Origin of the sequence: Burkholderia anthina (assembly GCF_001547525.1) — a bacterium.
Lineage (GTDB): Bacteria > Pseudomonadota > Gammaproteobacteria > Burkholderiales > Burkholderiaceae > Burkholderia > Burkholderia semiarida.
Genome location: NZ_CM003769.1, coordinates 284486 through 307473, shown reverse-complemented (window position 1 = coordinate 307473; position 22988 = coordinate 284486). Strand labels below are relative to the sequence as shown.

General features: G+C 65.4%; 24 protein-coding genes. 11 read left to right on the top strand and 13 right to left on the bottom strand.

Annotation, left to right across the window (positions count from 1 at the left end; all coding sequences use genetic code 11):
- Positions 1 to 55 precede the first annotated feature (55 nt).
- The 3 genes from WS64_RS17615 (at position 56) to WS64_RS17605 (ending at position 2884) form a co-directional block, all read left to right on the top strand.
- Positions 56 to 1030, top strand: a complete 975-nt coding sequence (locus WS64_RS17615; RefSeq protein WP_060967140.1) for an ABC transporter permease — start codon at positions 56 to 58, stop codon at positions 1028 to 1030.
- A gap of 45 nt (positions 1031 to 1075) precedes the next feature.
- Entirely contained in the window at positions 1076 to 1987 is a 912-nt protein-coding gene (locus WS64_RS17610; protein WP_059577514.1) for an ABC transporter ATP-binding protein, read from the top strand.
- Positions 1988 to 2146: 159 nt separating this feature from the next.
- The gene (locus WS64_RS17605) at positions 2147 to 2884 is read left to right on the top strand and encodes a transporter substrate-binding domain-containing protein (protein ID WP_060967139.1); all 738 of its coding nucleotides are present in this window, start codon (positions 2147 to 2149) and stop codon (positions 2882 to 2884) included.
- A gap of 50 nt (positions 2885 to 2934) precedes the next feature.
- On the opposite strand, the gene WS64_RS17600 is transcribed toward WS64_RS17605, so the two are convergent.
- On the bottom strand, positions 2935 to 3867 hold the full coding sequence (locus WS64_RS17600) for a LysR family transcriptional regulator (protein ID WP_060967138.1): 933 nt from the start codon (positions 3865 to 3867) through the stop codon (positions 2935 to 2937).
- Between the two features lie 209 nt (positions 3868 to 4076).
- On the opposite strand from WS64_RS17600, the gene WS64_RS17595 reads away from it, so the two are divergent.
- A complete protein-coding gene (locus WS64_RS17595; protein WP_060967137.1) occupies positions 4077 to 4943 on the top strand; it encodes an NmrA family NAD(P)-binding protein in 867 nt (288 codons plus the stop codon).
- A gap of 218 nt (positions 4944 to 5161) precedes the next feature.
- On the opposite strand, the gene WS64_RS17590 is transcribed toward WS64_RS17595, so the two are convergent.
- Positions 5162 to 6079 (bottom strand): LysR family transcriptional regulator, encoded by a 918-nt coding sequence (locus WS64_RS17590; protein ID WP_060967136.1) that lies wholly within the window; start codon positions 6077 to 6079, stop codon positions 5162 to 5164.
- A 136-nt stretch (positions 6080 to 6215) separates the two neighbouring features.
- On the opposite strand from WS64_RS17590, the gene WS64_RS17585 reads away from it, so the two are divergent.
- Complete coding sequence (locus WS64_RS17585) at positions 6216 to 6980, top strand: SDR family NAD(P)-dependent oxidoreductase (protein WP_060967135.1); 765 nt, start codon at positions 6216 to 6218, stop codon at positions 6978 to 6980.
- A gap of 68 nt (positions 6981 to 7048) precedes the next feature.
- On the opposite strand, the gene WS64_RS17580 is transcribed toward WS64_RS17585, so the two are convergent.
- The 6 genes from WS64_RS17580 to WS64_RS17555 all read right to left on the bottom strand — a co-directional run bounded on the left by WS64_RS17580 (position 7049) and on the right by WS64_RS17555 (position 12474).
- On the bottom strand, positions 7049 to 8281 hold the full coding sequence (locus WS64_RS17580) for an MFS transporter (protein WP_060967134.1): 1233 nt from the start codon (positions 8279 to 8281) through the stop codon (positions 7049 to 7051).
- A gap of 339 nt (positions 8282 to 8620) precedes the next feature.
- Complete coding sequence (gene aroE / locus WS64_RS17575; protein ID WP_060967133.1) at positions 8621 to 9454, bottom strand: shikimate dehydrogenase; 834 nt, start codon at positions 9452 to 9454, stop codon at positions 8621 to 8623.
- Entirely contained in the window at positions 9451 to 10674 is a 1224-nt protein-coding gene (locus tag WS64_RS17570; protein WP_060967132.1) for a CaiB/BaiF CoA transferase family protein, read from the bottom strand. Before WS64_RS17570 ends, aroE begins: the two co-directional genes overlap by 4 nt.
- The gene (locus WS64_RS17565) at positions 10674 to 11132 is read right to left on the bottom strand and encodes a MaoC family dehydratase (RefSeq protein WP_060967131.1); all 459 of its coding nucleotides are present in this window, start codon (positions 11130 to 11132) and stop codon (positions 10674 to 10676) included. The genes WS64_RS17570 and WS64_RS17565 overlap by 1 nt, the downstream gene beginning before the upstream one ends.
- A 2-nt stretch (positions 11133 to 11134) precedes the next feature.
- Entirely contained in the window at positions 11135 to 11527 is a 393-nt protein-coding gene (locus tag WS64_RS17560) for a VOC family protein (protein WP_059577543.1), read from the bottom strand.
- A complete protein-coding gene (locus tag WS64_RS17555; protein ID WP_060967130.1) occupies positions 11524 to 12474 on the bottom strand; it encodes a ketopantoate reductase family protein in 951 nt (316 codons plus the stop codon). The genes WS64_RS17560 and WS64_RS17555 overlap by 4 nt, the downstream gene beginning before the upstream one ends.
- Positions 12475 to 12573: 99 nt before the next feature.
- On the opposite strand from WS64_RS17555, the gene WS64_RS17550 reads away from it, so the two are divergent.
- Positions 12574 to 13476 carry a LysR family transcriptional regulator gene (locus WS64_RS17550; RefSeq protein ID WP_059637757.1) on the top strand — a complete coding sequence of 301 codons (903 nt, stop codon included), beginning with the start codon at positions 12574 to 12576 and terminating at the stop codon, positions 13474 to 13476.
- A 119-nt stretch (positions 13477 to 13595) separates the two neighbouring features.
- Here WS64_RS17550 and WS64_RS17545 read toward each other — a convergent pair whose 3' ends face one another.
- Positions 13596 to 14117 (bottom strand): DUF2867 domain-containing protein, encoded by a 522-nt coding sequence (locus WS64_RS17545; protein ID WP_060967479.1) that lies wholly within the window; start codon positions 14115 to 14117, stop codon positions 13596 to 13598.
- A 148-nt stretch (positions 14118 to 14265) separates the two neighbouring features.
- On the bottom strand, positions 14266 to 14895 hold the full coding sequence (locus tag WS64_RS17540) for a TetR/AcrR family transcriptional regulator (RefSeq protein WP_060010593.1): 630 nt from the start codon (positions 14893 to 14895) through the stop codon (positions 14266 to 14268).
- A 207-nt stretch (positions 14896 to 15102) separates the two neighbouring features.
- On the opposite strand from WS64_RS17540, the gene WS64_RS17535 reads away from it, so the two are divergent.
- The 3 genes from WS64_RS17535 to WS64_RS17525 all read left to right on the top strand — a co-directional run bounded on the left by WS64_RS17535 (position 15103) and on the right by WS64_RS17525 (position 17364).
- Complete coding sequence (locus WS64_RS17535; protein ID WP_060967129.1) at positions 15103 to 16206, top strand: alpha/beta fold hydrolase; 1104 nt, start codon at positions 15103 to 15105, stop codon at positions 16204 to 16206.
- A gap of 451 nt (positions 16207 to 16657) precedes the next feature.
- Entirely contained in the window at positions 16658 to 16861 is a 204-nt protein-coding gene (locus WS64_RS17530) for a cold-shock protein (protein WP_006485974.1), read from the top strand.
- Positions 16862 to 17139: 278 nt separating this feature from the next.
- Positions 17140 to 17364, top strand: a complete 225-nt coding sequence (locus WS64_RS17525) for a hypothetical protein (RefSeq protein ID WP_059577552.1) — start codon at positions 17140 to 17142, stop codon at positions 17362 to 17364.
- Positions 17365 to 17547: 183 nt separating this feature from the next.
- On the opposite strand, the gene WS64_RS17520 is transcribed toward WS64_RS17525, so the two are convergent.
- Entirely contained in the window at positions 17548 to 18468 is a 921-nt protein-coding gene (locus WS64_RS17520; RefSeq protein ID WP_059637749.1) for a LysR family transcriptional regulator, read from the bottom strand.
- A gap of 96 nt (positions 18469 to 18564) precedes the next feature.
- Between WS64_RS17520 and WS64_RS17515 the strand changes: the two genes are divergently transcribed.
- Positions 18565 to 19179, top strand: a complete 615-nt coding sequence (locus WS64_RS17515) for an NIPSNAP family protein (RefSeq protein ID WP_059637747.1) — start codon at positions 18565 to 18567, stop codon at positions 19177 to 19179.
- 200 nt (positions 19180 to 19379) lie between these two features.
- Here WS64_RS17515 and WS64_RS17510 read toward each other — a convergent pair whose 3' ends face one another.
- Positions 19380 to 20273 carry a LysR substrate-binding domain-containing protein gene (locus WS64_RS17510; RefSeq protein ID WP_060967128.1) on the bottom strand — a complete coding sequence of 298 codons (894 nt, stop codon included), beginning with the start codon at positions 20271 to 20273 and terminating at the stop codon, positions 19380 to 19382.
- A 95-nt stretch (positions 20274 to 20368) separates the two neighbouring features.
- On the opposite strand from WS64_RS17510, the gene WS64_RS17505 reads away from it, so the two are divergent.
- A complete protein-coding gene (locus WS64_RS17505) occupies positions 20369 to 21565 on the top strand; it encodes an MFS transporter (RefSeq protein WP_060967127.1) in 1197 nt (398 codons plus the stop codon).
- A gap of 170 nt (positions 21566 to 21735) precedes the next feature.
- Here WS64_RS17505 and WS64_RS17500 read toward each other — a convergent pair whose 3' ends face one another.
- Entirely contained in the window at positions 21736 to 22986 is a 1251-nt protein-coding gene (locus tag WS64_RS17500; protein ID WP_060967126.1) for an ATP-grasp domain-containing protein, read from the bottom strand.
- Between the last annotated feature and the right edge of the window lie 2 nt (positions 22987 to 22988).

The window sequence follows — 22988 nt, the reverse complement described above, 5'->3', positions numbered from 1 at the left end:
CGCGCGATGCCGCGGCATTCGCGCGACCGGCACCCGAAACGATACGGAGATTCCGATGACAACGACCCGCAACACGACCGGCTGGCTCGCCGTGCGGCGCGAGCTGACGACGCGCGGCAAATGGACGCTCGGGCTGGCGTCCTTCCTGCTGCCGTTCGCCGTCTGGTGCCTGATCAGCTATGTCCCGTTCGTCTGGCATCCGCAAATTCGCATCACGAATCCGGGCAGCGTCGACTATTTCCAGGCCGGCATGCAGATCGATCGCGAAGTGTTCGACGACGAGCTCGCGCATGCGCGTGCGGCGCACGCAGCCGTGCCCGAGGGCGAGCGCGCGAATCCGGTCTACCTGCCGGCGCCGCACCAGGTATTGCGCGCGTTCTACACGGCGTTCACGACACCGCCCGCGTCGCGCGACGGCGTGTGGCTGCACGAAAGCCTGTGGCACAGCATCCGCATCATCTTCTGGGGCTTCGTGATTTCGTCGGCGATCGGCGTGCCGCTCGGCATCGTCTGCGGCACCTTCAGTGCGCTCGCGCGGCTGCAGGAGCCGTTCCTGGAGTTCTTCCGCTATCTGCCGGCGCCCGCGTTCGGCGCGCTGATGGTCGCGATCCTGGGCATCTACGACGCGCCGAAGATCGCGATCATCGTGATCGGCACGCTGTTCCAGCAGGTGCTGATCGTCGCGAACACCACGCGCAAGCTCGAATACGGGCTGTTCGAGGCCGCGATGACGCTCGGCACGAAGAAACTGAAGCTGCTGACGCACGTCGTGATTCCGGGCGTGCTGCCCGACCTGTATCGCGATCAGCGGATCCTGCTCGGCTGGGCGTGGACTTACCTGATCGTCGCCGAGCTCGTCGGCACGAGTTCGGGCATCACGTGGTACATCAGCCAGCAGGCGCGCTACCAGCATTTCGACAACGTGTATGCGGCGATCCTGATGATCGGGATCATCGGCCTCGGCACCGATATCGTGCTCGCGCTGCTCGGCCGCCGGCTCTTTCCGTGGGACCGCACGCTGAAAGCGTGAGCGCCGCCCGCACGTATCCATCGACCGATTTCAGCAGAGGGCATCATGCAGAACCCGCAAGCCGTCCCCGATTACCTGATTCAATCCGACGCGGTGCGCGAGCGCTTCGCGCGACTGAAGGCCCGCGACGTGATACTCGACGTGCGGCACGTCGGCAAGCGTTTCACGACACCGCAGGGCGAGTGTGTCGCGCTCGACGACATCAGTTTCCGCACGCACCGGCGCGAGTTCGTGTGCGTGATCGGCCCGTCCGGCTGCGGCAAATCGACGTTGATCCGGATCCTCGCCGGGCTCGACGCGCAGACGAGCGGCGACGTGCTGCTGGACGGCAAACCGGTGGACGGGCCGGGCGCCGATCGCGGGATGGTGTTCCAGGGCTATACGCTGTTTCCGTGGCTCACGGTCAAGAAGAACGTGATGTTCGGTCTGCGAATGAACGGCAGCAGTAGCGGCGTGGCCGAGCGCGAGGCGCTGCAGTGGCTCGATCTCGTCGGGCTGACGCGTTTTGCGGACGTGTATCCGCACCAGTTGTCGGGCGGGATGAAGCAGCGCGTGGCGATCGCCCGTGCGCTCGCGAACCGTCCGCGCATCCTGCTGATGGACGAACCGTTCGGCGCGCTGGACGCCCAGACGCGGGCGAGGATGCAGACGCACCTGCTCGACATCTGGCGCAACATCGACGTGACGATCCTGTTCATCACGCACGACCTCGACGAGGCGATCTTTCTGGCCGACCGGATCCTGGTGCTGAAGGCGAACCCCGGCGGCGTGCAGGAACTGATCGAGGTGCCGGTGCCGCGGCCGCGCGATTACTCGCAGGTCAATACGCCCGAGTTCATCGCGACGAAGGCGCGGCTCGAAGCGCTGATTCATCCGAAGGAGGCCGCGACGGCCGAAGACGACGGCATCAAGCCGCACATGATCCGGATGACGGACGTGGCGGACAACGTCGAATAGCGTGGAGCCAGTTCATTCTGGAACGCCTGACGGTCTCGCCAAAATAATGTCGTCAATTTGCTTACACCCGAATTAATTTTGTCCGCTCTTCGTGGATCTCGACTTCCCACGGTAAGCTGATGAACTCCTGATCGATTCTTCGGCCTGCAGGACAATGCGATGAAGGTAACCATTGCGTACATCGAGGAACCGCCGTTCGGCTGGACCGAAGCGGACGGCACCGCCATGGGTGCCGATCTGGAGCTCGCGGCGACGATCCTGCGACAGATCGGCGTTACCCGGATCGAGTATTGCCCGACGACGTTCAGCGAATTGCTACCCGGCGTCGCATCGGGTCACTGGGACATGAACGTGCCGCTGTTCGTGACGCCGCAGCGCGCCGATACCGTCGCGTTCAGCGTGCCGGTGTGGGGCATCGAGGACGGCTTTCTGGTGCGTCCCGGCAACCCGAAAGCGCTGACGAGCTATGCGTCGATCGCCGAACGTCCCGATGCGCGCCTCGGCATCATTGCCGGACAGGTCCAGCAGGATTCCGCGATGGCGTCAGGCGTGAGTCGGCGGCAAATCGTCGTGTTCGAACAGCAAGCCGACGCGATCGCGGCCGTTCTCTCCGGCGTGATCGACGCCTATGCGAGCACGGCGTTGGGGAATCGAATCGTTGCGAGCCGCATAGGCAGCGCGATGATCGAGGCCGTCGCGCACGAGCCGGGCGTCAACGGCGCACGGCGAGCGCCTGCGCTCGGCGCGTTTTCATTCAACCGGGAAAACCGGCGTCTTCTCGACGTGTGCGATCGGCAACTTCGCGCCTATCTCGGCTCGCCGGACCATCGCGCCCGCATGGCGAGATTCGGACTGACCGCGCGCGAGATCGATCCTGCCCTCGCGCAGACAGTGTAGCTGGCGCTCGCCGGCGGGCCGCCGCGCGCTCGCGAGCCGGCGCCGGAGCACTAGCGCGTGCCGACGCCCCCGTGCATGCCCGACAGTTCGACCAGAAAATCCAGGAACGCGCGGGTCTTGGCCGGCACGTGATGCCGGGACGGGTAGTACGCGTATAACGGATACCGCTCGTCCGCCCATTCGGGAAAGAGATTGATCAACCGGCCGTCGGCGATCAGCGGCTCGGCACCGAGCAGCAGCATCTGCGCGATGCCGGAACCGGCGACGCATGCGTTGAGCAGGGCGCCTGGATCGTTGACCGTGAGGCGCCCGCGGGTGTCGACCACGATGCGTTTGCGCTTGCGATGGAATTCCCACGCGAACGGCTTGCCTGTCTCCGGGTTGCGGAATTCGAGGCAGCGGTGGTTGCGGTTTTCGAGGTCCTCGGGTTTTTCCGGCCGGCCCCGGCGCGCGATGTACGAGGGCGCCGCGACCGTCACGACGCCGGTATCGAGCAGCTTTCTCGCGATCAGGCTGGAGGCCCGCGGTTCGCCGAATCGTACGGCGAGGTCGAAGCCGTCCGTCACGAGGTCGCCCAGGCTGTCTCGCGCGATGAGCTCGATTTCGAGTTCGGGATGGGCGTCCATGAACGCATCGAGCCGTTGCCCGAGAATGGCGCGATAGACGACGGGATCCAGATTGATGCGCAGCTTGCCGCGCACCGCGGCGGCGCCACCCGCGGCTGCGGCGGCTGCTTCCTCCAGCCCGGCGAGATGGGGCATGACCTGCTCGTAAAAGCGGCGGCCCTCTTCGGTCAGCGACACCGACCGCGTCGTGCGGTTGAACAGCCGGATGTTCAGCTTTCTTTCCAGCCGCGCAATCGCTCGACTGACGCCCGGCGGCGTCATGCCGATCACGTCGGCGGCGGCCGCGAACGTCCCGGCGTCGACCACGGCGGCGAACACGCTGATGCCGCCGGACAGTTTCTCGCTACTGGATCTCATGGTTGCTCGAATGAATACGGTTGGCGGATCGCGAGCGCCCCCCGGAAGGCCGGCACGCCCACGCCGCATGATGCCCATTGCCGGGCGTGCGCATCGATCATGCCGAATTGATGACGCGTTGTCACTAATCTGATGCCATCCATGTCGTTTTGTTTCGTTCTGTGTTTGTCCACAATGCGACCCACGCATTCACACATGGAGAACGAGCAATGTATGCAATCACTGGAATCACCGGCAAGGTCGGCGGCGCGCTGGCCCGTGAGCTGCTGGCCTCGGGTCGGCCCGTGCGCGCGGTCGTGCGCGATGCGACGCGGGCCGCGGCGTGGGCGGCGCGCGGGTGCGAGATGGCGACCGCTTTCATGGAAGACGCTTCGTCGCTCGCCGCCGCGTTCGCCGGCGCGACGGGCGTTTTCATCCTGCTGCCGCCGGTGTTCGATCCGGCGCCCGGGTTTCCCGAAGCGCGGAAGGTGATCGAGGCCGTGTCCGCCGCGCTGCTGAAGGCGAGCCCCGAAAAGGTCGTATGCCTGTCGACGATCGGCGCGCAGGCACACGAGACCAATCTGCTCACGCAACTCACGCTGATGGAGCAGACGCTGCGCGAGCTGCCGATGCCGGTGACGTTCCTGCGGCCCGGCTGGTTCATGGAGAACGCCGCGTGGGATGTCGCGTCCGCGCGCGACGATGGCGTCGTCGCCAGTTACCTGCAGCCGCTCGACAAGCCCGTGCCGATGGTGGCCACCGCGGACGTCGGCCGCGTGGCGGCGGAACTGCTCCAGCAGACGTGGAGCGGTGTGCGTGTCGTCGAGCTCGAAGGGCCGCGCCGGGTGAGTCCCGACGATCTTGCACAGGCCTTCGCTCGCGTTCTGGGCCGGCAGATGCGCGCGGAAGCCGTCGACAGGCGAACGTGGGAAGCGCTGTTTCGCGCGCAGGGCATGAAGCATCCGCTCCCGCGCATGCGCATGCTGGACGGTTTCAACGAAGGCTGGATCGATTTCGAAAGTGATCCTGACGAAATCCTGCGTGGCCGCGTCGCGCTGGACACGGTGCTGGGCGAACTGGTGTCGCGTACGGTCTGACGCATCGGATGGCCGGCGAGACGGGCGGGGTTGCGGTTCGCCGAACGCCTCGGCCCGGACGCCACGTCGTCGCGATCATGTGCGACACGGGCGTGAAGTATCTGAAGTCGTTCGCGCAGACGGTCGGCCGACGGCCTTCTCTGGGGGCCGTAGAGGTCGATCAGTCGAACCTGATCAAGTCCTTGAAGATCAGGTATCCCCAGCGTTTTCCGCGCGCGTCACGTTGGCCATCGCCAGACTGGATTGCCCAGATGTTCGGCGAAGTAGTCGGACAATGCCGTCACCTTCGCGGGGCGCGCCCGTGCCGACGGCGTAACGAAATAAAGCCCACCCTTCGTCAGCGACCAGTCGGTGAGAATGGCTTCGAGACGGCCATCGGCCAGATAGTCGTAGGCGATGAACTCCGGCAGCTCGGCGATCGCGAGACCATCGAGCAGCGTCGGCAACAGCGCATCGGCGTTGGTGACGCGTAGCGGGCCCGTCGGCATGACCGACTCCTCGTCGCCCGCGTCGTTCGTGAAACGCCAGACGGCACTACGCGCGCGATAGGCGTACGAGAGGCAGGGGCGATCCGCGAGTTCGCGCGGATGCATGGGTTTTCCTTCGCGACGCAAATATTCCGGCGACGCCACCACGAATTGCGTGACTGCGCACAACCGCCGCGCGACCAGCGACGAATCCGGCAGCGCGGCGATACGCAATGCGGCGTCGAATCCATCGGCGATCAGATCGACCGACGCATCCGATAAATGCAGGTCGATCGACACTTCCGGATACGCGCGAAAGAAGCCCGGCAGCAATGGCGCGACCCAGCGCAGCCCGAACGACATCGGCACGGTCAGGCGCACCAGCCCGCGGGGCTGCACCGACATCTCGCGCGCCGAGCTTTCCGCCTCCTCGGCCTGGCGATAGATCTCGCCGGCTTTCTCGCTGATCGTCCGGCCGAACTCGGTCAGCGAGAGCTGGCGCGACGTCCGATTGAACAACCGCGCGCCGAGCCGTTCCTCCAGGCGGGCCACGCCGCGCGAGACGGTGGCGACCGACACCCCGGTCGCGCGCGCCGCGGCCGCAAACGACCCGTGCTCGGCCACCTTCGCGAACATCGCGAGCCCTTCGAAGTCGGGTAGGTACGCCATTGCGCCTCATCCTTGCATTTATGCAACGTTTGATTGCGATCAATTCTATTTCGAAAAGATCAGGCCGTCGATATTCTCCTCACATCGCACTACGCGACACCTGACGCAAACACCACTGATCCAAAGGAGCAATACCATGGCACGCAAGCTCGACAACAAGATCGCACTCGTCACCGGCGCCACCAGCGGCATCGGCCTCGCCACCGCCCAGCGCTTCGCGGCTGACGGCGCGCACGTCTATCTCACGGGCCGCCGCCAGGCCGAACTCGATGCCGCCGTGGAAGGGATTCGCGCAGCCGGCGGCCACGCGACCGGCGTGCGTTCCGATTCCACGAAGCTTGATGAACTCGACGCGCTGTATGCGCAAATCAAGGAAGAGCACGGGCGCCTGGACGTGCTGTTCGTGAACGCCGGCGGCGGTTCGATGCTGCCGCTCGGCAGCATCACCGAGGCGCATTACGACGAAACGTTCGATCGCAACGTAAAGGGCGTGCTGTTCACCGTGCAGAAGGCGCTGCCGCTGCTTGCCGAGGGTGCATCGGTGATTCTGACCGGCTCGACGGCGGGCAGCGCGGGTACCGCTGCGTTCAGCGTGTATTCGGCTTCGAAGGCGGCGGTGCGCGCGTTTGCGCGCAGCTGGATTCTCGACCTCAAGGAGCGCCGCATTCGTGTGAACACGATCAGCCCCGGCGCGACCCGCACGCCCGGCCTGCTTGATCTTGCCGGTGACGATGCGGCTCAGCGTCAGGGGTTGGCCGATTATCTGGCGGCCCAGATTCCGATGGGACGCCTCGGCGAGCCCGCCGAGATCGCGAGCGCGGCGCTGTTCCTCGCTTCAGACGATGCGAGCTTCGTGAACGGCATCGAATTGTTCGTCGATGGCGGGCAGCAACAGATCTGAGCGTGGCTGATCGACGCGACGTCGGGCAGGCGTTCGCGTTGCTTCGCCAGCCAACTGCCCGAAGCACCTCATCGACCATCCACCGCCCGCGCCGGAACCGTTGCCGCGACCAACGTCGTGCCACCGATTTTCGGCAACCACGCAAACGCGATCGTGACCAGCGTGACGCCGACGACGAGCATCGGCACCACCATCGGCCACGCCCCCGATTGATAGCGCGGATCGGTGAAAACCGCCGCCGTCTGTCCCACGCTGAAGGCGAAGAACATCATGATGAAGCCGGACCACGATACCGCGCGGCCGGCGAGGTGAGGCAGGCCGCTGACCGCCCCTGCCTGCCCGCATGGCTGATGGATCCCGTGGCCGAGGCAATACACGCCATGCCCGACGAGCAGCGGCCAGATGCTGCCGGGAAGCAGCGCACACCCCAATGCCTGGATCACCGCGCCGGAAAGGCTCAACGTCGCGCCCTGGCGCACCGTTCGCAGCATGCTTTGACGTCGGAGCAACCGGCGGCAGCCGTAGGTGCTCAGGACATAGACGAGCGTCCCGCTCGCCGGTATCCAGCCGTATCGCTGGGGCGAGATGCCGAGGTTCCGGATATAGATCGTCGGAGAAAGCAGCAGAAAGCAGAACATGCCGGTGTACGTCGACGCGGCCAGCAGCGTCCATACCCTGAATGGGGCATTGCCGAATATCTCGCGCACGTCCCCGGTCGAGTTCCGGCGCGGCGCGATACTGGCGGCGCTTTCCTCGAAGCCGTACCAGCACATGACGAGCAAGCCGAACGCATACAGGCTCATCCCCGCGAGTACCCATCGCCAACCGGCGTGCTGCGTGACGTACGCACCGAGAATCGGGGCAAGGAACGCCATCATCCCCATTCCCATGAAACCGCGCGCCATCACGTATGGGCCGTCGCCGGCCGAATACCGGTCGCGCACCGCCGCACGGGCGCATACCAGTATCGCGGCCATCGCGAAGCCCTGCATCGCACGCGCGGCCACCAGCATCACGGCGGTTGACGCGAGCGCCGCCGCCAATGCGGTCAGCGCATAGAGCGCAAGGCCGGTCAGCAAGACGGGACGGCGGCCGAACCGGTCGGAAAGACTGCCCATCGGCAATTGTCCGATACCGAATATCAACGCGAAAACCGTGAGGCTGACGCTGGCCGATCCCAGCGTTGCAGCGATTTCCGGTAGCGCCGGCAGGTAACTGTCGGTCGCCACCGGCTGGGCCGCGAGCAGCAGCGGCAACATGAGCGCGAAGTTCAGGCGAGCGGGGCGCGTGGTGTCCGGCATGACGGTGTTCGGCAGGGTATCGGGCGTGCGGTGAAGGCAGCGGCAAGGCAAGGGCGCCCAGCGTGCGAGCACTGCGGCGGCAAGCTGAAAAAATGCGGGGTGGAAGCGGTGCCGAACACGCCGGCGCATCGATCGCCGGCTGGCCGCGCAATGATGCTGGCATGGGCTTGCGTGCGACGCGCAACCGATCGTATTCGGCATTGTCGACCGGTTGCGCGTTCGCTCGCCGCAGGTCGTTCACCGGGGAGGCGCCGGGCCTGCCGTCTCGCGCCTGCCGAGCATGTCGCAATCGATGCCGTCGCGCATCGGGATCGCCCGCATGCCGGTCCCGTCGCCTGTTCAATCAAACGGCACGGCCAGCCGATCGATCACCGCGCTGGTCTCGGGGCGCACGCCGCGCCACCATGCGAACGCTTCGGCCGCCTGCTCGACCAGCATGCCGACGCCGTCCGCGATCCCGTGCACGCCGGCGTTTTTCGCGAGGCGGAGAAACGGCGTGAGACGCTTGCCATAAGCGAGTTCGTAGGCGGTTCCCTTCGGACTGAACACGCTCGGCGGGACGGGCGGCAGGTCGCCCGTCAGACTGGCCGACGTCGCATTGACGACCAGGTCGAAACGTCCCATCCGCGCGAGGTCCGCGTAGCTGCCGGCAACCAGCGGGCCTCGCCCGGCGACTTGCGCGGCCAGTGCGCGCGCCTTGTCGACGTCGCGATTCGCGATCACGAGTTCCGCCGGGCCGGCTTCGAGGAACGGCAACAGCGCGCCGCGCGCCGCGCCGCCCGCACCGAGCACCAGCACACGCTTGCCGGCCATCGGCAGATTGAGGTTCGCTTCGATATCGCGAACCAGCCCGATGCCGTCGAAGTTGTCCGCCAGGATGCGGCCGCCGTCGAACTTCAGCGCATTGGCCGCGCCCGCGAGCCGCGCACGCTCGCTGCGTTCGTCCGACATCGCGAACGCGTCGAGCTTGAACGGCGCGGTGACGTTGATACCTTTGCCGCCGCCGTCGAAAAACGCACGCACCGCGGCAGCAAAGGCGCCTGCCGGCTCGAGCGGACCCTCGATCGCCGTATAGCGGAGGTCCTGCCGCGTCGCTTGCGCGAAGAGGCCGTGAATCAGCGGAGATTTCGTGTGTCCGATCGGATTGCCGATCACCGCGTATTGGTCGGTCATGATTGGCTCGCTTTCGAATAGAGGACGCCGTCGGCCTGCATCGCGTCGATTTCGGCCGCATCGAACCCGAGGGAACGCGCGACTACCGCGTTGTGCTCCCCGAGATCGGGCGCGACGTCGCGAATCGTCGTATCGCAATCGGAGAACCGGAACGGCAAGTTGGGCAGGCGCAGCGTCCCGTAGCGCGGATGCTGTTGCTCGACGACCATGCCTCGGGCCTGGATCTGCGGATCGTTCAACACCTCGTCGATGCGCTGCACCTTCGCGCAGGGCACGTCGATGCCGTCCAGCAGATCCAGTACCGACGCGACGGAACGCACGGCCACCCACGGCTCGACCACCGACAGGATTTCCGCGCGGTGCGCGTTGCGTCCGGTGCTGTCGTGAAACCGCGTGTCGGCGCCGAAGCCCGCCGGGCCGCCGTGCGTCGCGATCAGTTCGGCGAAGCGCTTCCATGCGTCGTCAACCTGCGCGGCGATCACGAGATCGCCATCCGCGGCGCGGAATACGCCATAGAGCGTCGAGGTGGGCATGTCGTGTCCGGTCTGCTCGGGCAGCACGCCCTTGAGCGTGTAGCACTGCACCGCGTATTCGTGCATCGACACCAGCGTGTCGTACAGCGCCATGTCGACGTGTTGACCGCGGCCGCTCTTCACGCGCCCCAGCAGCGCGGCGTTGATCGCCGCGACCGCATGAATGCCGGTGTACATGTCGCCGAGCGAAATGCGCAGCAGCGGCGGGCGCTCGCCCGGCGTGCCGACCATCTGCATGATCCCGCTCTTCGCTTCGGCGATCAGCCCGAAGCCCGCGCGATGCGCATCGGGGCCGGTGTGACCGTACGCCGAAATCGAGCAGTAGACGAGGCCCGGATTGCGCGCCGACAGTTCGGCATAGCCGAGCCCGAGCTTGTCCAGCGCACCCGGACGATAGTTTTCGATGAAGACGTCGGCGGAGTCGCACAGCCGCTGCATGAACGCCTTGCCGCGCGCGTCCTTCATGTTCACGCTCACGCCGCGCTTGCCCATGTTGAGCTGCAGGAAGTAGCCGCTTTGCTGGTCGTCGAGCACGGTTGCGTGCTGTCGCCCGGCGTCGCCGGTGCCGGGACGCTCGACCTTGATGACTTCGGCGCCGAGCGCCGCGAGACAGCGCCCGACATACGGGCCGGCGAGGAAATGGCTGTAGTCGACGACGCGAATGCCTTCGAGGGGACGGGCCTGCATCACAGTGCCTCCGGACGGCGCGGCACCATCAGACGATGTTCGCCGCGTTGAACGACCTGCCCGTCCTGATTGATCAGCTCCGACGGCAGCACGACGATGCCCCAGTCCGGGCGGCTCTTGCTGGCCCGCATCGAGCCGACGCGGAACGTCACGTGCAGCACGTCGCCGACCTTGATCGGCAGCAGGAAATCCCAGGTCCAGCCGAGCGACATGCCCGGCAGGAAGCGATAGTCGCTCTGCGTTTTCAGACCGTCGGCGATGGATAGCCCGAACAGCCCGTGCGCGACGAGGCAGCCGAAATGGCTGGCGTTCGCGTATGCCTCGTCCACGTGAACGGGCGTATGGTCGCCGGTGAGGTCGGCATACGCGAGAATGCGCTCCTTGGTTACCCGGTAGGTCGGGCTCGTGCACGTGTCGCCCTCGCGCGCGTCGTCCCAGTATTTCTCGACGATCGTCATGGTCATGCCTCCGCGCGCGGGTTGATCGCCAGCGCCTGCGCGACGCAGCAAGCCGGCCGGGCCTGAATCAGCTCGACGGCGAGCCCGTCGGGCAGGCGAATCCAGTTGCGCCCCTGCGGCATCTCGGTCACGTCGAACCGCCGCGCGGCGGCCAGCGCGGCCTCCAGGTCCTCGCACATCACGCCGAGATGGGCGAGCCGGCCTTCCGGGCCGTCATGTTCCGGCGCGTGGATGAACTGCAGGCCGCCGAGCGTCCAGTACTGCCGCGGTGCGTCGAGCGTGCCGTCCACTTCGCGCAGCGTCATGCCGAGGACTTCCTCGAAGAAACGGATGTGCCAGCGGATGTCCTTCACCCAGATCGCAACGTGTTCGAGATAGGCTTTCGTGGCGCTCATGCGGCTGCCTCCTCGCGTTGGCGATCGGCCATCGCGCGCTCCAGCCCCTTGATGCAGGCGACGAGCGTGGCATTGACCGGCGTCGGCACGCCGTGGCGCTGCCCGGCGCGCACGACCGAACCGTTGATGAAGTCGATCTCGGTGATCGAGCCTTTCTCCAGGCTCTGCAGCATCGAGGTCTTGAAGGCTGCCGGCAGCCCCTCGGCGGCGAGCGTCCACGCTTGTTCGGGATCGGTCATCGATAGCCTGACGCCGGCTGCCTGCGCCGCCGCGATCGCCTCGGCCACGGCCGCGAGCGACGTCGCCTTGAGCAGCGGCTCGTCGTAAAGCTGCCCGTAGGTGAGGCCGGTGAGGCCGGTCAGCGCGCCGGTCGCGACATTCACCAGCAGCTTGTCCCACATCGTGCCGACGATGTTGTCGCTGATCGTCGTCGCGAGGCCGGCGGTATCGAACGCGGCGGCGATCGCCTGCACGCGCGGCGTGATGCGTCCGTCGAGTTCACCGATGTAGGTGTGCTTGCCGATCACGCCGGATTCGATATGGCCCGGCCCGCGCAGCACGCCGCCGACGTAGGTCTTGCCCGCGAGGACGCGTTCGCGGCCGACGGCGTCGCTCAGGATGTCCTCGTGCCCGAGGCCGTTCTGCAGCGACAGCACGACGGTATCGGGCCCCACCAGCGACTGCGCGCCGCGGATGGCCGCATCGGTGTGAAACGACTTGACCAGGACCACCACCAAGTCGGCCACGCCGACTTCGGCGGCCTGCGTCGTCGCATGGACGCGTACCTGGCGCGTGCCGCGGGCGTCGTCGACCCGCAGGCCGTCGCGACACATCGCGTCGACGTGCGCGGGCGAGCGGTCGATCAACCAGGTCTCGTGACCGCCTTCAGTGAGGGTGGCGCCGATCGCACAGCCCAGCGCGCCAGCACCCAGAATTGCAATTTTCAATGGTGTCTCCTTGACGTATGGCCTCACGATAGGAGCCGCCGCTCATGTCGACAATGCAATGGATACAATGGCGTCATTGCCACGGACAATAATGCGACGATGCCCGCCGATCTGCCGGACCTGAAGCTGCTTCAGCTATTCGATCTCCTGTACGACGTGCGCAGCGTCACGCGCGTCGCCGAGCAGCTCGGCCAGAGCCAGCCGACCGTCAGCATCTGGCTCGGGCACCTGCGGGAACATCTGCACGATCCGCTCTTCATTCGCACGCCCGGCGGCATGGCGCCGACACCGCAAGCCGACGCACTGATCGGGCCATGCCGGGAAATCCTCGAATCGCTGCGGCGCTTCACGGCGTGGGAGATCGCGTTCGATCCGGCGACCGCGCAGCGGCGCTTTCGCATCTGCATGACCGACGCGAGCCACGTGACGCTGCTGCCGCGGCTGCTGGCCCATGTCCGCGCGCAGGCGCCGGGCGTCCGGCTGGAAGCCGCACGGATCGACGGCAATACGGAGCGGGCGCTCGAATCCGGCGAAGCCGATCTCGCGATCGGCTACGTGCCGTGGCTTGGCGGCGGTATTTACCAGCAGAAGCTGTATGACCAGGACTGGATTTGTCTGGTGAACCGGCATCACCCGCGGATTCGCGGCCGGCTTGGGGTAAAGCAATATCGTTCGGAGGGGCATGTCGCCATTACGGCGGGAACGGGGGCACAACTCCTCGAACAGGCGCTGCGGCAGGCGCGTATCGAGCGGGACGTGGTGCTGGAATTGCCGGGCTTTCTGGGGTTGGGGGCGATCGTGCAGACGACCGACCTGATCACGACGCTACCGCGTCATATCGGCGAGACGCTGGCGCAGGCCAACGATCTGGCGGTTCATGCGTGCCCGATTCCCGTCGAAGGCTTCGCGGTACGGCAGCATTGGCACGCGCGCTATCACCACGAGGCCGGCAACCGGTGGCTGCGCGGCGTCGTGATTCGACTGTTCGGTGCTTCGCATTGATCCGCGGCCTCGGCGTCGCGAGGAAGGCCGGTCGTTCAGACCACCGGCAAATGAAAACGCCGTCGCGACCGTCGATGTCGCCGTGACGGCGCCTGCGGCGGCGCCGGGCTTTCCGGCGGCTATCGGCCCGGCCATCCGAGCGCCTGTGCCTGGTCGAGCGAGGATCGCACGACGAGGCGATGGAAAGGCGCGATGACGCCGAGATAAACCCGGCCCAACGGACGATTGTAGAAAACGAGGGTGGTGAGCGTCAGTCGCCGGGGCAGGCCATCGGATGCGGGCTGCACGAGCACCGACACACGGAAATCGAGATGCGTGTCGTCCTCGCCCAGAATGATCTCGTCGTCGTGTCGTTCGAACACGCGAAAAATGCTGATTCGGTCGCCGTTCGCGGCTTTCAAATCAGCCGTTCCTTTCAGGCCGAACGGCCACACGACCAGGTCCCGGATGCGTAGCAGCAGCGCGATCCACTTGGGTTGCCCGGTAAAGATGTGTCGGGCGAGAGACGCCGCGTCGTTACAGGCGGTGGCCGGCAAGGCCACCGAAAATGCGTCGGCGAAATCCGCCGTGCCGTATGAGCGGCTCAGCCTCGAGTGCGCGGGGAGGCCGACCTGTTCGGTTTTCTTTGAATGCGTCTGCATGCCAGTTTCCCCACCGTTCATGTTGCCCGGTTACCGCTGCGCCATTCGAGCGAACGCAGTCGACAGCATTCGCGGCATCTCGGCAACGGGCGATGCCCCGTGATCGGCAGAAGTCACGGACGACTCGTCACGGGAACATCGGGCCGAATCACCCTTCTGAAGCCGCCCACCTTTGGCCGCTGACCTCCGCCAGCGCGTCGAACACGGCCGGCGAGCGTTCCAGACGCGCAATCGTGCGGGCGCCTTCGAGCGCGGCGACCAGCGCGGCCGCGGCTGACGATGCGCGTGCGGAAGCGAAACCGCACCCCCGGAAATGCGCCGCAATGACCTCGGTCGAATCGGCAAACCCGCGCGCGACCCGCTGGGTGAGTTCGGCGTCGAGCGCGGGCAGTTCGTTCGCCAGGTTTTGCATCAGGCACCCGTACTGGAAATCGGTGGCGACCATTTCGGCGGCAAATGTGCTGAGGATCCGGCGAACAAAATTCAGCGCATGACCGGTCGTCTCAGCCGAGATGTTCCGCAAGACGGCAATTCGATTCGTGACGTAATGATCGATGGCTTCCTCCGCGAGCTGCGCCTTGCCGCGTGGGAAGTGGAAGTAGAACGATCCTTTGGGGGCGCCGCTTTCTTCGAGGATCTGGGTCAGTCCGGTCGCGGTGTAGCCCTGGATGCGAAACAGCCGTTCCGCCGTGGCAATCGCGCGAGCGCGAGCGTCAGTCTTGCGTGTCATGCGGCAAACGTACCACGTTTCGCTTGACCGGGCTATGGCGATCGCCATACTATGGTGATCACCATATTACGGAGCGCCACGATGCCCGTCGACAACAGCAAGCCATCGGCGCCGCGACGAGCCGTCCTCGCGATGGGCGCGGCCGGCCTGGTTGCCGCGTGGCTTCGTCCTGCCCGCGCAAACCCGACAGGAGAAGGCGATTTGGCCATGCCGACCTACGCCGCAGGAACGCTTCCCAAAGGGGTGCGCTCGCGCATGATTCACGGGGTGAACGGCCTCGATGTCCATATTCTCGAAGCCGGTCATGAAAGCGCCGGCCGGCCGCTCGCGTTGCTTCTGCACGGTTTTCCGGATCTGGCCTACGGCTGGCGGCATCTGATGCCCATCCTGGCCGACGCGGGATACCACGTCGTCGCACCCGACCAGCGGGGGTATGGACGCACCACCGGCTGGGCGAACGACTATGACGCCCCGCTCGGGTCCTTCGGCTTCCTGAACATGGCGCGCGACGCCCTCGGACTAGTTTCGGCGTTGGGGTATCGGCATACGTCGATGCTGGCAGGACACGACCTCGGCTCGCCCGTGGCCGCGTATTGTGCGCTGGCGCGGCCTGACGTCTTTCCGTCGGTGGTGCTGATGAGCGCACCGTTCCCCGGCCCGCCCGCGCTTCCGTTCGACACGGCGCGAAACGAGACATCGTCGGCTCGCCCGAACAGTGAAAGCGGGAAGCTGGCGGCGGCGCTTGCCGCGCTCGATCCGCCGAGAGCGTATTACCAGCAATACCTGAGCACACGGAACGCCAACCGGGACATGTGGCATCCACCCCAAGGTTTGTCCGCGTTTCTTCGTGCATTTTTCCATGTGAAGAGCGCCGATTGGCCGGGGAACAAGCCGCATCCGCTCAAGGCGCTCACCGCCGCGGAGCTTGCGCAAATGCCCACGTATTACGTGATGGATCTCGGCAAGACGATGCCCGAAACCGTCGCGCCATTCCAGCCGTCCGCCGCGGAAGCCCTTGCCTGCAAATGGCTGACCGACGCGGAACTGGGCGTGTACACGGCGGAGTACGGCCGCACCGGGTTTCAGGGTGCGCTTCAGGCTTATCGTGTGCTGTCCGATCCCGACCTGAACGCGGAGTTGCGCCTGTTTTCGGGCAGAACGATCGACGTTCCGTCGCTCTTCATTGGCGGCAAGCGCGATTGGGGCACCTATTCGGCGCCGGGCGCGCTCGATCTGATGCGAACGAAGGCGGCGACGAGCATGCGCGGCATCGAACTGATCGACGGCGCAGGTCACTGGATCCAGCAGGAGCAACCGGAGAAACTCGGCGAACGCCTGCTCGCGTTCGCGAAGGAGTGAAGCAGGCGGGCGGTGCGGTTCAGGGTTGACGACAGCTTCCGGCTGCCTTCGATTGGGGCGTCGCGCTCCGATGAGTCGAGCCGTATGCGCGCGACGATCGAAACACGCTCTGGACCGAGAACGTTCCTCGTCCAATCTTGTGGACTGCTTTGGATCTCGTCGTGACGACTCGGGGTCGGAGCGCTTCTCTTTCGACGCTGGCCCATGCGCGAGGCGACGTAGCGCATCTCCCGGTCTCGTCCTCCAAGCGGCTATCCGGTACACAGTTACAAGATAACGATTGACGTGGCGGTTGCTGGCCGTTAGTGTATGCACCGAAGTCCAAGAAGTCCGATTGCTGTTCATCAATTGCTCGCTCCTCCCCGGCGGTATTCGTTGTCCTCTCCCTCCTTGACGCTTCAAGCGCTCTTCAACAGAGCAAATTTTCGTATTTTTTTCTCAAGGAATCTTCATGGATACCGGTATCGTCAAGTGGTTCAACGACAGCAAAGGCTTTGGCTTCATTACTCCGGACAACGGCGGTGACGACCTGTTCGCTCACTTCTCCGAAATCCGCGCCGACGGCTTCAAGACGCTGGCTGAAAACCAAAAAGTGAGCTTCGAAACGAAGCAAGGCCCGAAGGGTCTGCAAGCGGCCAACATCAAGCCGCTGTAAAGTTTGAAGGGCCCGGCCTCCCGCGACGGACGCCGGGCCGCAGCGACATCCCCACGGAGCTTCGTCTCCTCAAGTTGGCGCGATTGCCTGCAGCTGCATCGATTGGGTTAGCAGCTTGCCAAGCGCCACACGTCTCGTTGCACTTCATTCCCCTCCGGCCGCAACGCCTTATTTCCGCTTTCCGACTGCGTCAGATTCGGTCCGCAATGGCTTTTGAATCGGCGTACCCGTGTGCCGCTCGCACGGCCCGCACGCACTCGAACATCATTAAAATTAAAATGCACGACAAACGAATTCAACAATACAACGGCTATGCCGTCCAACCCTCGACGCATCGCTTGCCCGACGGGAGCTTTTCATCCAACCTGCTGCTCGAACGCGTCGACAGCATGCACGACGAAGGCCGCTACCAGTTCTATTCGCTCGATTACTTCGCGAGCGAAGCACAGGCGCTCGCGCATTCGGCACGGTGGGCACGCCACTGGGTCGATACGCGCGGCTAAGGGCAACGCCCGGCAGACGCGAGCGGCGGCGCGATCCGATTCGAACACCATCGCCTCGGCGCTATTGCCTCGCGGGCCGGTGTGGATCAACGCTCGCGGTGGGCGAGAACGGAAACGCACATCGGATCGAAATCGCGAGGTGCCGATGCAATACGGCATCTTTCGCGATCGGCCGCAGCCGGATCAGATCCCGTGGACCGTTTCGGCGCCGAACCGGTCCACCACGAATTCAGTAAAGCTACGAAGCTTCGGTGATTTCTGCCTCTCTTGCAGATACAGCAGATTCATCGACCTTTCGGGGGCGGCGAAGTCCGGCATGATCTCGATGAGGCGCTTCTCGCGAATGTCCTCGCGTATCAACATGGAAGGAAGCATCGCGATACCCAGCCCTCTCAATGCCGCCCGGCGCAACGCTTCCGCATTGTCGATTTTCAGTCTGCCGTCCACGGCGACGCTCATCGGTCCATCCGGACCTTCCAGCATCCATTGAGTTTGTGCCGCGTGCCACGCCGATCGAGGCGGATACGCGTACGTCAGGCAGTGATGTTCGCCAAGCGCGTTCGGCGTGGTGGGCGCGCCATGTGCGTGAACGTAAGCGGGCGACGCGCACAGCACCAGCCGATAGGACGCCAGCGGACGCGCCACGACATCGGGGTTGGCGATCGCGCCGATGCGAATGGCTGCCTCGAAACCTTCATCGAACAGATCGGCAAGCGAGTCGGTGGCGACGATATCGAGCTTGATCTCCGGGTAGCGCTGGTAATAGTCCGCGAGCGCGGGAATCAGGCACTCGTTCGTAAACACGACGGGCGCGGTCACGCGCAAACGCCCGCGTGGCTGCTGGAGATGATCGAGCGCGAGCCGTTCCGTGTCGTCGACCAGCCCGAGGATTTCGACGCAGCGCTCGTAGTAAGCGTGGCCGAACGCGCTGACTTTCTGCTTGCGGGTCGTGCGGTGAACGAGGACCGCGCCGAGCCGGGTTTCCAAGGCCTGAAGGTAATTGCCGACCATGGTCGGCGACAGACCGGACGCTTGCGCGGCCGCTGTCAGGCTACCCGTTTCCACGATGCGGACGAATACGGCCATCGCCTTGAGGAGATCCATTGCGCAATGGTACTGGATTCTGTTTCAAGGTGATGCGCGTTTATCGGCCATCGCTTTGGAAATACATTGCGACATGCAAGCGAAAGGAGGGCAGAAATGCTGTACGAACTCACGACGTTGTCGTGTCCGCTGCTGGACCAGGATACGGTGTCCCGCCGTGCGCATCGGTGGGTATCGAATGCCGACGCGCAAGGAAGGCTGCTTGGCGCATGGCGCACGGAAATTGGCGAGCTATCGCGGATCGTCGTGCTGCGCGGCTTCGAGACGAGGGATGAATTGCAGCATGAACGCGATCGGGCATTGCATGCCGAGCGACCTTTCGGGATTGAAAGCGCATCCGTTCGATTGGACATGGAAAGCTATGCGCTGTTTCCTTTTCTACCCGACATCGAACCGGGCGCATTGGGCGGCTTCTACGAGATTCGCCGCTACTGGCTGAAAGCCGGCGGAATTGCGCCGACCCTTTCCGCGTGGGAACGTGCGGTGGGCCCGGCCAAAGCCTATACATCGCATCTCGTTTGCAACATGTATGCGCTCGATGGGCCGCCGCGCATCACGCACATCTGGGGATTCCCGAGTCTGGAAGCACGCATGGCGTTGCGAAAGCAACACTATGCAGCGGGCCTGTGGCCGCCGGCAGGGGGGCCGGAGCAGATCGAAAGGGCGACGTCGACGATCGGCCTGCCGGAGGCGTGGTCGCCGTTGCGTTGAAGGCGCGGTGGGCGACGCAAATCATCTGCTTGCCATGGCCCGGCTCTGGCTCGGCCGGTTCCCCGGGGAAGGACGCGACGTCCCGTCGCTGGACCTTGTCGTCTGCCAGGATTGCCCCGGGGCGAATCGCGCGTGCCGACCGCGTTGCTCACGCCGCCGTCGTGGTACGTGCAGAAGGGCCTGGAAGCATAGCGCCTGTCCTAGCCGGCTGCGACCGACCTCGCGAACTCGATGAACTGCTCGACGCAGGTTGACGAAAACGGTTCGGACCACGTGACGACCAATTCGAGAACATGCGGCGTCGCCAGCGGCACGTAAGCGACACCCGAGCGTTGCAACGTCGACGTGAAGCTGGGCACGATGGCGACGCCGCGTTCCGCTGCCACCAGCGACACCAGCGTCGTGATCTGCGACGCGGTAGGCCCGATCCGCGGCGCAACGCCCTCGCGGGCGCACAGATCGTCGAGCGCCGCGTTCAGCGCGGAACCGTAGCCCGCGGGGAACGTGACGAAGTTCTCGTTGACGAGTTCACGGAACTCGATCGTCGCCTTGCCCGCGTATCGACTCTGGGCGGGAACCGCGGCGACGAGCGGCTCGCGCGACACGACGAGGGACCCGATGCACGCTTCCGACGTCTTTGCCGCGGCCCAACCGAATCCGACGTCCATCGTGCCGGCGGCGATCTGCTGGCGTTGACTCGCGGTCGATACTTCCCGAAACGCCAACTCCACTTCCGGCATGCTGCGGCTTGCATTGCGGATGATGTCCGAAAACGCGTCGGACATCGGAATGGAGCTCGCATAGCCGATCACGACGCGACCGACCATGCCTTGCGCCATCTTGCGCGCCGTTGCCTCCGCCTCGTCGACGGCATGAATGACGCTCCTCGCGTGTTCGAGAAACAGCGCGCCTGCCGGCGTGAGCTGGACCGCGCGCGTCGATCGTTCGAACAGCCGGATACCGAGGTCGGTTTCCAGCGCGGCGATATGGCGCGTCAAAGGCGGCTGGGCAATACGCAAACGCAACGCCGCGCGTCCGAAGTGCAATTCGTCGGCGACGGTCACGAAATAGCGGAGGCGGCGTAGGTCGAGCATTTTTGTCGTTTCGGTATCAATGGCCACGAAAACAGTATTGGCGCGCGTGTCGCCCACTCGTCAGACTGTCACACAAACCAGACAGGGCGTCACCAGTGGGCAACAGAACCATTCGATCCGCATTTTTCCTGTGCGGGTTTGCGGCTTTTCTCAATCTTTATTCGACTCAGGGCATCCTGCACGAACTTGCCGCGGCATTTGACGTGAGCCCGGAACAAGCCGGCCAGGGCGTCAGCGCCACCACCTTGGCGGTCGCCATTATCGCTCCGTTCGTCGGCGCGCTGGCCGCCCGCTTCGATCGCCGAACGGTCATTTCGTGCGCCGCCGTCGCGTGTGCGCTTCCCGTTCTCTGGTCTGCGCACGCGGCGAGCTTTTCATCGTTCCTCGCCGCCCGCTTTGCCGCGGGCGTGCTGATGCCGTTCATCTTCGCGATCTCGATTGCGTGCATCGGCGAGGTCTTCAGCCACGACGCGGCGACGGAGGTCAGTGCGTTCTTCGTCGCCGGCACGACACTCGGCGGATTCGCCGGGCGTTTCGTCACGAATAGCCTGACGTCCGCGTTCGGCTGGCGTCACGCGCTCGACGTCATCGCGTTCCTGTGTCTGGCAACGGGCCTCGCGATCCATGCGTGCCTGCCGGCCGCCGGCGCCGCGCGTCCGGACGACGAAGGTGCGTCGGCATCTCGCTGGACGCTCTTGACGCGCGGCCCGCTGCTCGCGTCGTTCCTGGTCGGCGCATGCGTGCTCGCGTCGCAGGTCGCGACGTTCACCTTCGTCGGACTGCGGCTGGCGCGTGCGCCATTTGGCTTCGATACGGTCGAGATCGGTGCGATCTATGCGGTATTTCTCGTCGCGGTCATCGTCACGCCGCTCGCGGGCCGCGTCGCGGCGCAACGCGGCCCGCGCGATCTCGCCCTTGCGGCGACCGGGCTCGCGATCGTCGGTGCATTGCTGACACTGTCGAGCAGCGTCATCGCGATCCTGGCCGGCCTCGCGCTCAGTTCCACCGCGGTGTTCGTCGAGCAGGCGTCGGCCAACGCGTTCATCTCGCGGGTGGCGCGGGGTGCAAGATCGACGGCGATCGGCATTTACCTTTCCTTCTATTACTTCGGCGGGAGTCTCGGCTCAGTCCTGCCCGTTCCCGCGTGGAATCGCTGGGGCTGGGTGGGCTGCGTCGCATTCGTCGTCGGTGCACAGGCGCTCGCAGGCGCGCTCGTGTTTTTCTTCTGGCGCGGGATGCCTCCCGCCAGCGCAGGCAGACCGCGCTCACCCGAAGTGCGGCTGACCCGGTAGTTCATCTCGAATCGCAATAGCAAGCGGATTGGCTCGCTATCGTTACGTCCGTGCTTCGCGAGATGAAAAGCGGGTCGTAAGGATGCGTTCGTTGCGACTTTTCAGCAGAGGCGCGCGACCGCGCTCGAAGTGCGATACGGCTATGCCCGATCGATAACCCCGCGCATATGTCAAGGCACTTCTCCGGCCGGTAGCGTCGGGTAGGCAGAGGAGTCGGGGATGCGCGCAGGCTGCGCGACATCGCCACGCCCGGCCGTACAACCGGCGTCGCGCGCCGAACCGTGCACAGCCGGCACCTTGACCCGCACATAAAGAAACGCGCGCCGTTCGCGATCGGGCAGCACTTGCGGCCCGTAGCTGATCCTTACCGCCCCGTCGTCGATCTCGCCGGCCTGCGCGAAGCGCCACGCACGGGGATCGCTGTCGAGCAGGAATTCGGCGCGCGCATACGCGTGCGGCTCGAACAGCTCGGGAATCGTCAACGTTTTTCCGTCGAGCCTGTCGAGCAATGCTTCGACCACGTTGAAGCCGTAGCCGTCGCGCACGATGTCGCAGATGAAGCTGCCCGCGATGCGTGGATTCAGTTCGATCACGTGCGGCACGCCGTCGTGCACGATGCAGTCGAGATGCACGGGCCCCCACGTGAGCCCGGCGGCGGCGGTCGCGCGCGTGCCGACGTCGATCAGCGCGCGCAGCGTGTTGGCGTCGAGATCGAGTTCGGACGTATACCCGCGTTCGAGAAAACCCGCGCCATGCCGCTTGAGCTTGCGCAGCGCGCCGACGTAGCGGCCGTCGAAATACTCGACGCAGTATTCGCTGCCCTCCAGGAATTCCTCGATGACGATCCGCTCGGTCGCAAGCGATCGTGCATCGGCCTGCACGGCGGCGAGCGCATCGAGCTGCGCGCGCACGGCGGCGATGTCCTCGCAGCGGCGCACGCCGTCGCTCGCGGAGCCTTCCGACGGCTTGACGACGACCGGAAAGCGCAATGGGGCGGCGGCCGCCGCGAGCGCCGCCGGCGCGGCCAGCGTACCCGACACGAACTGCGCGGCCGGGATGCCGTGCGCGGCGAGCAACGCCTTCTGGTTCGACTTCGACACCGCGTGCGCGACGTGCCGCGCATCGGGGCCGGGCAGCCCGAGCGCATCGGCGACCCACGCGGCGGTGCGCGCATAGGTGTCGTGCGCGGTCGTCACGCGCAGCGTGTCGAGTTCGTCCGGAAAGCGCGCGCGCAGCCAACCGGCGAGCTGGTCGGCGTCGGGCGCGAGGTTGACCGTCTCGACGCCCGCGGGAAACACGCCGTCGAGACGATGGCCGGGCGCGGTGATGACGGTCACGGCCACCTGGCGCGCGAGGGCGGCGCGCACCAGCGCGACGCTGCTGCCGGTGGCGCGTGCGCCGATCACGATGAGTCGCTTCATGG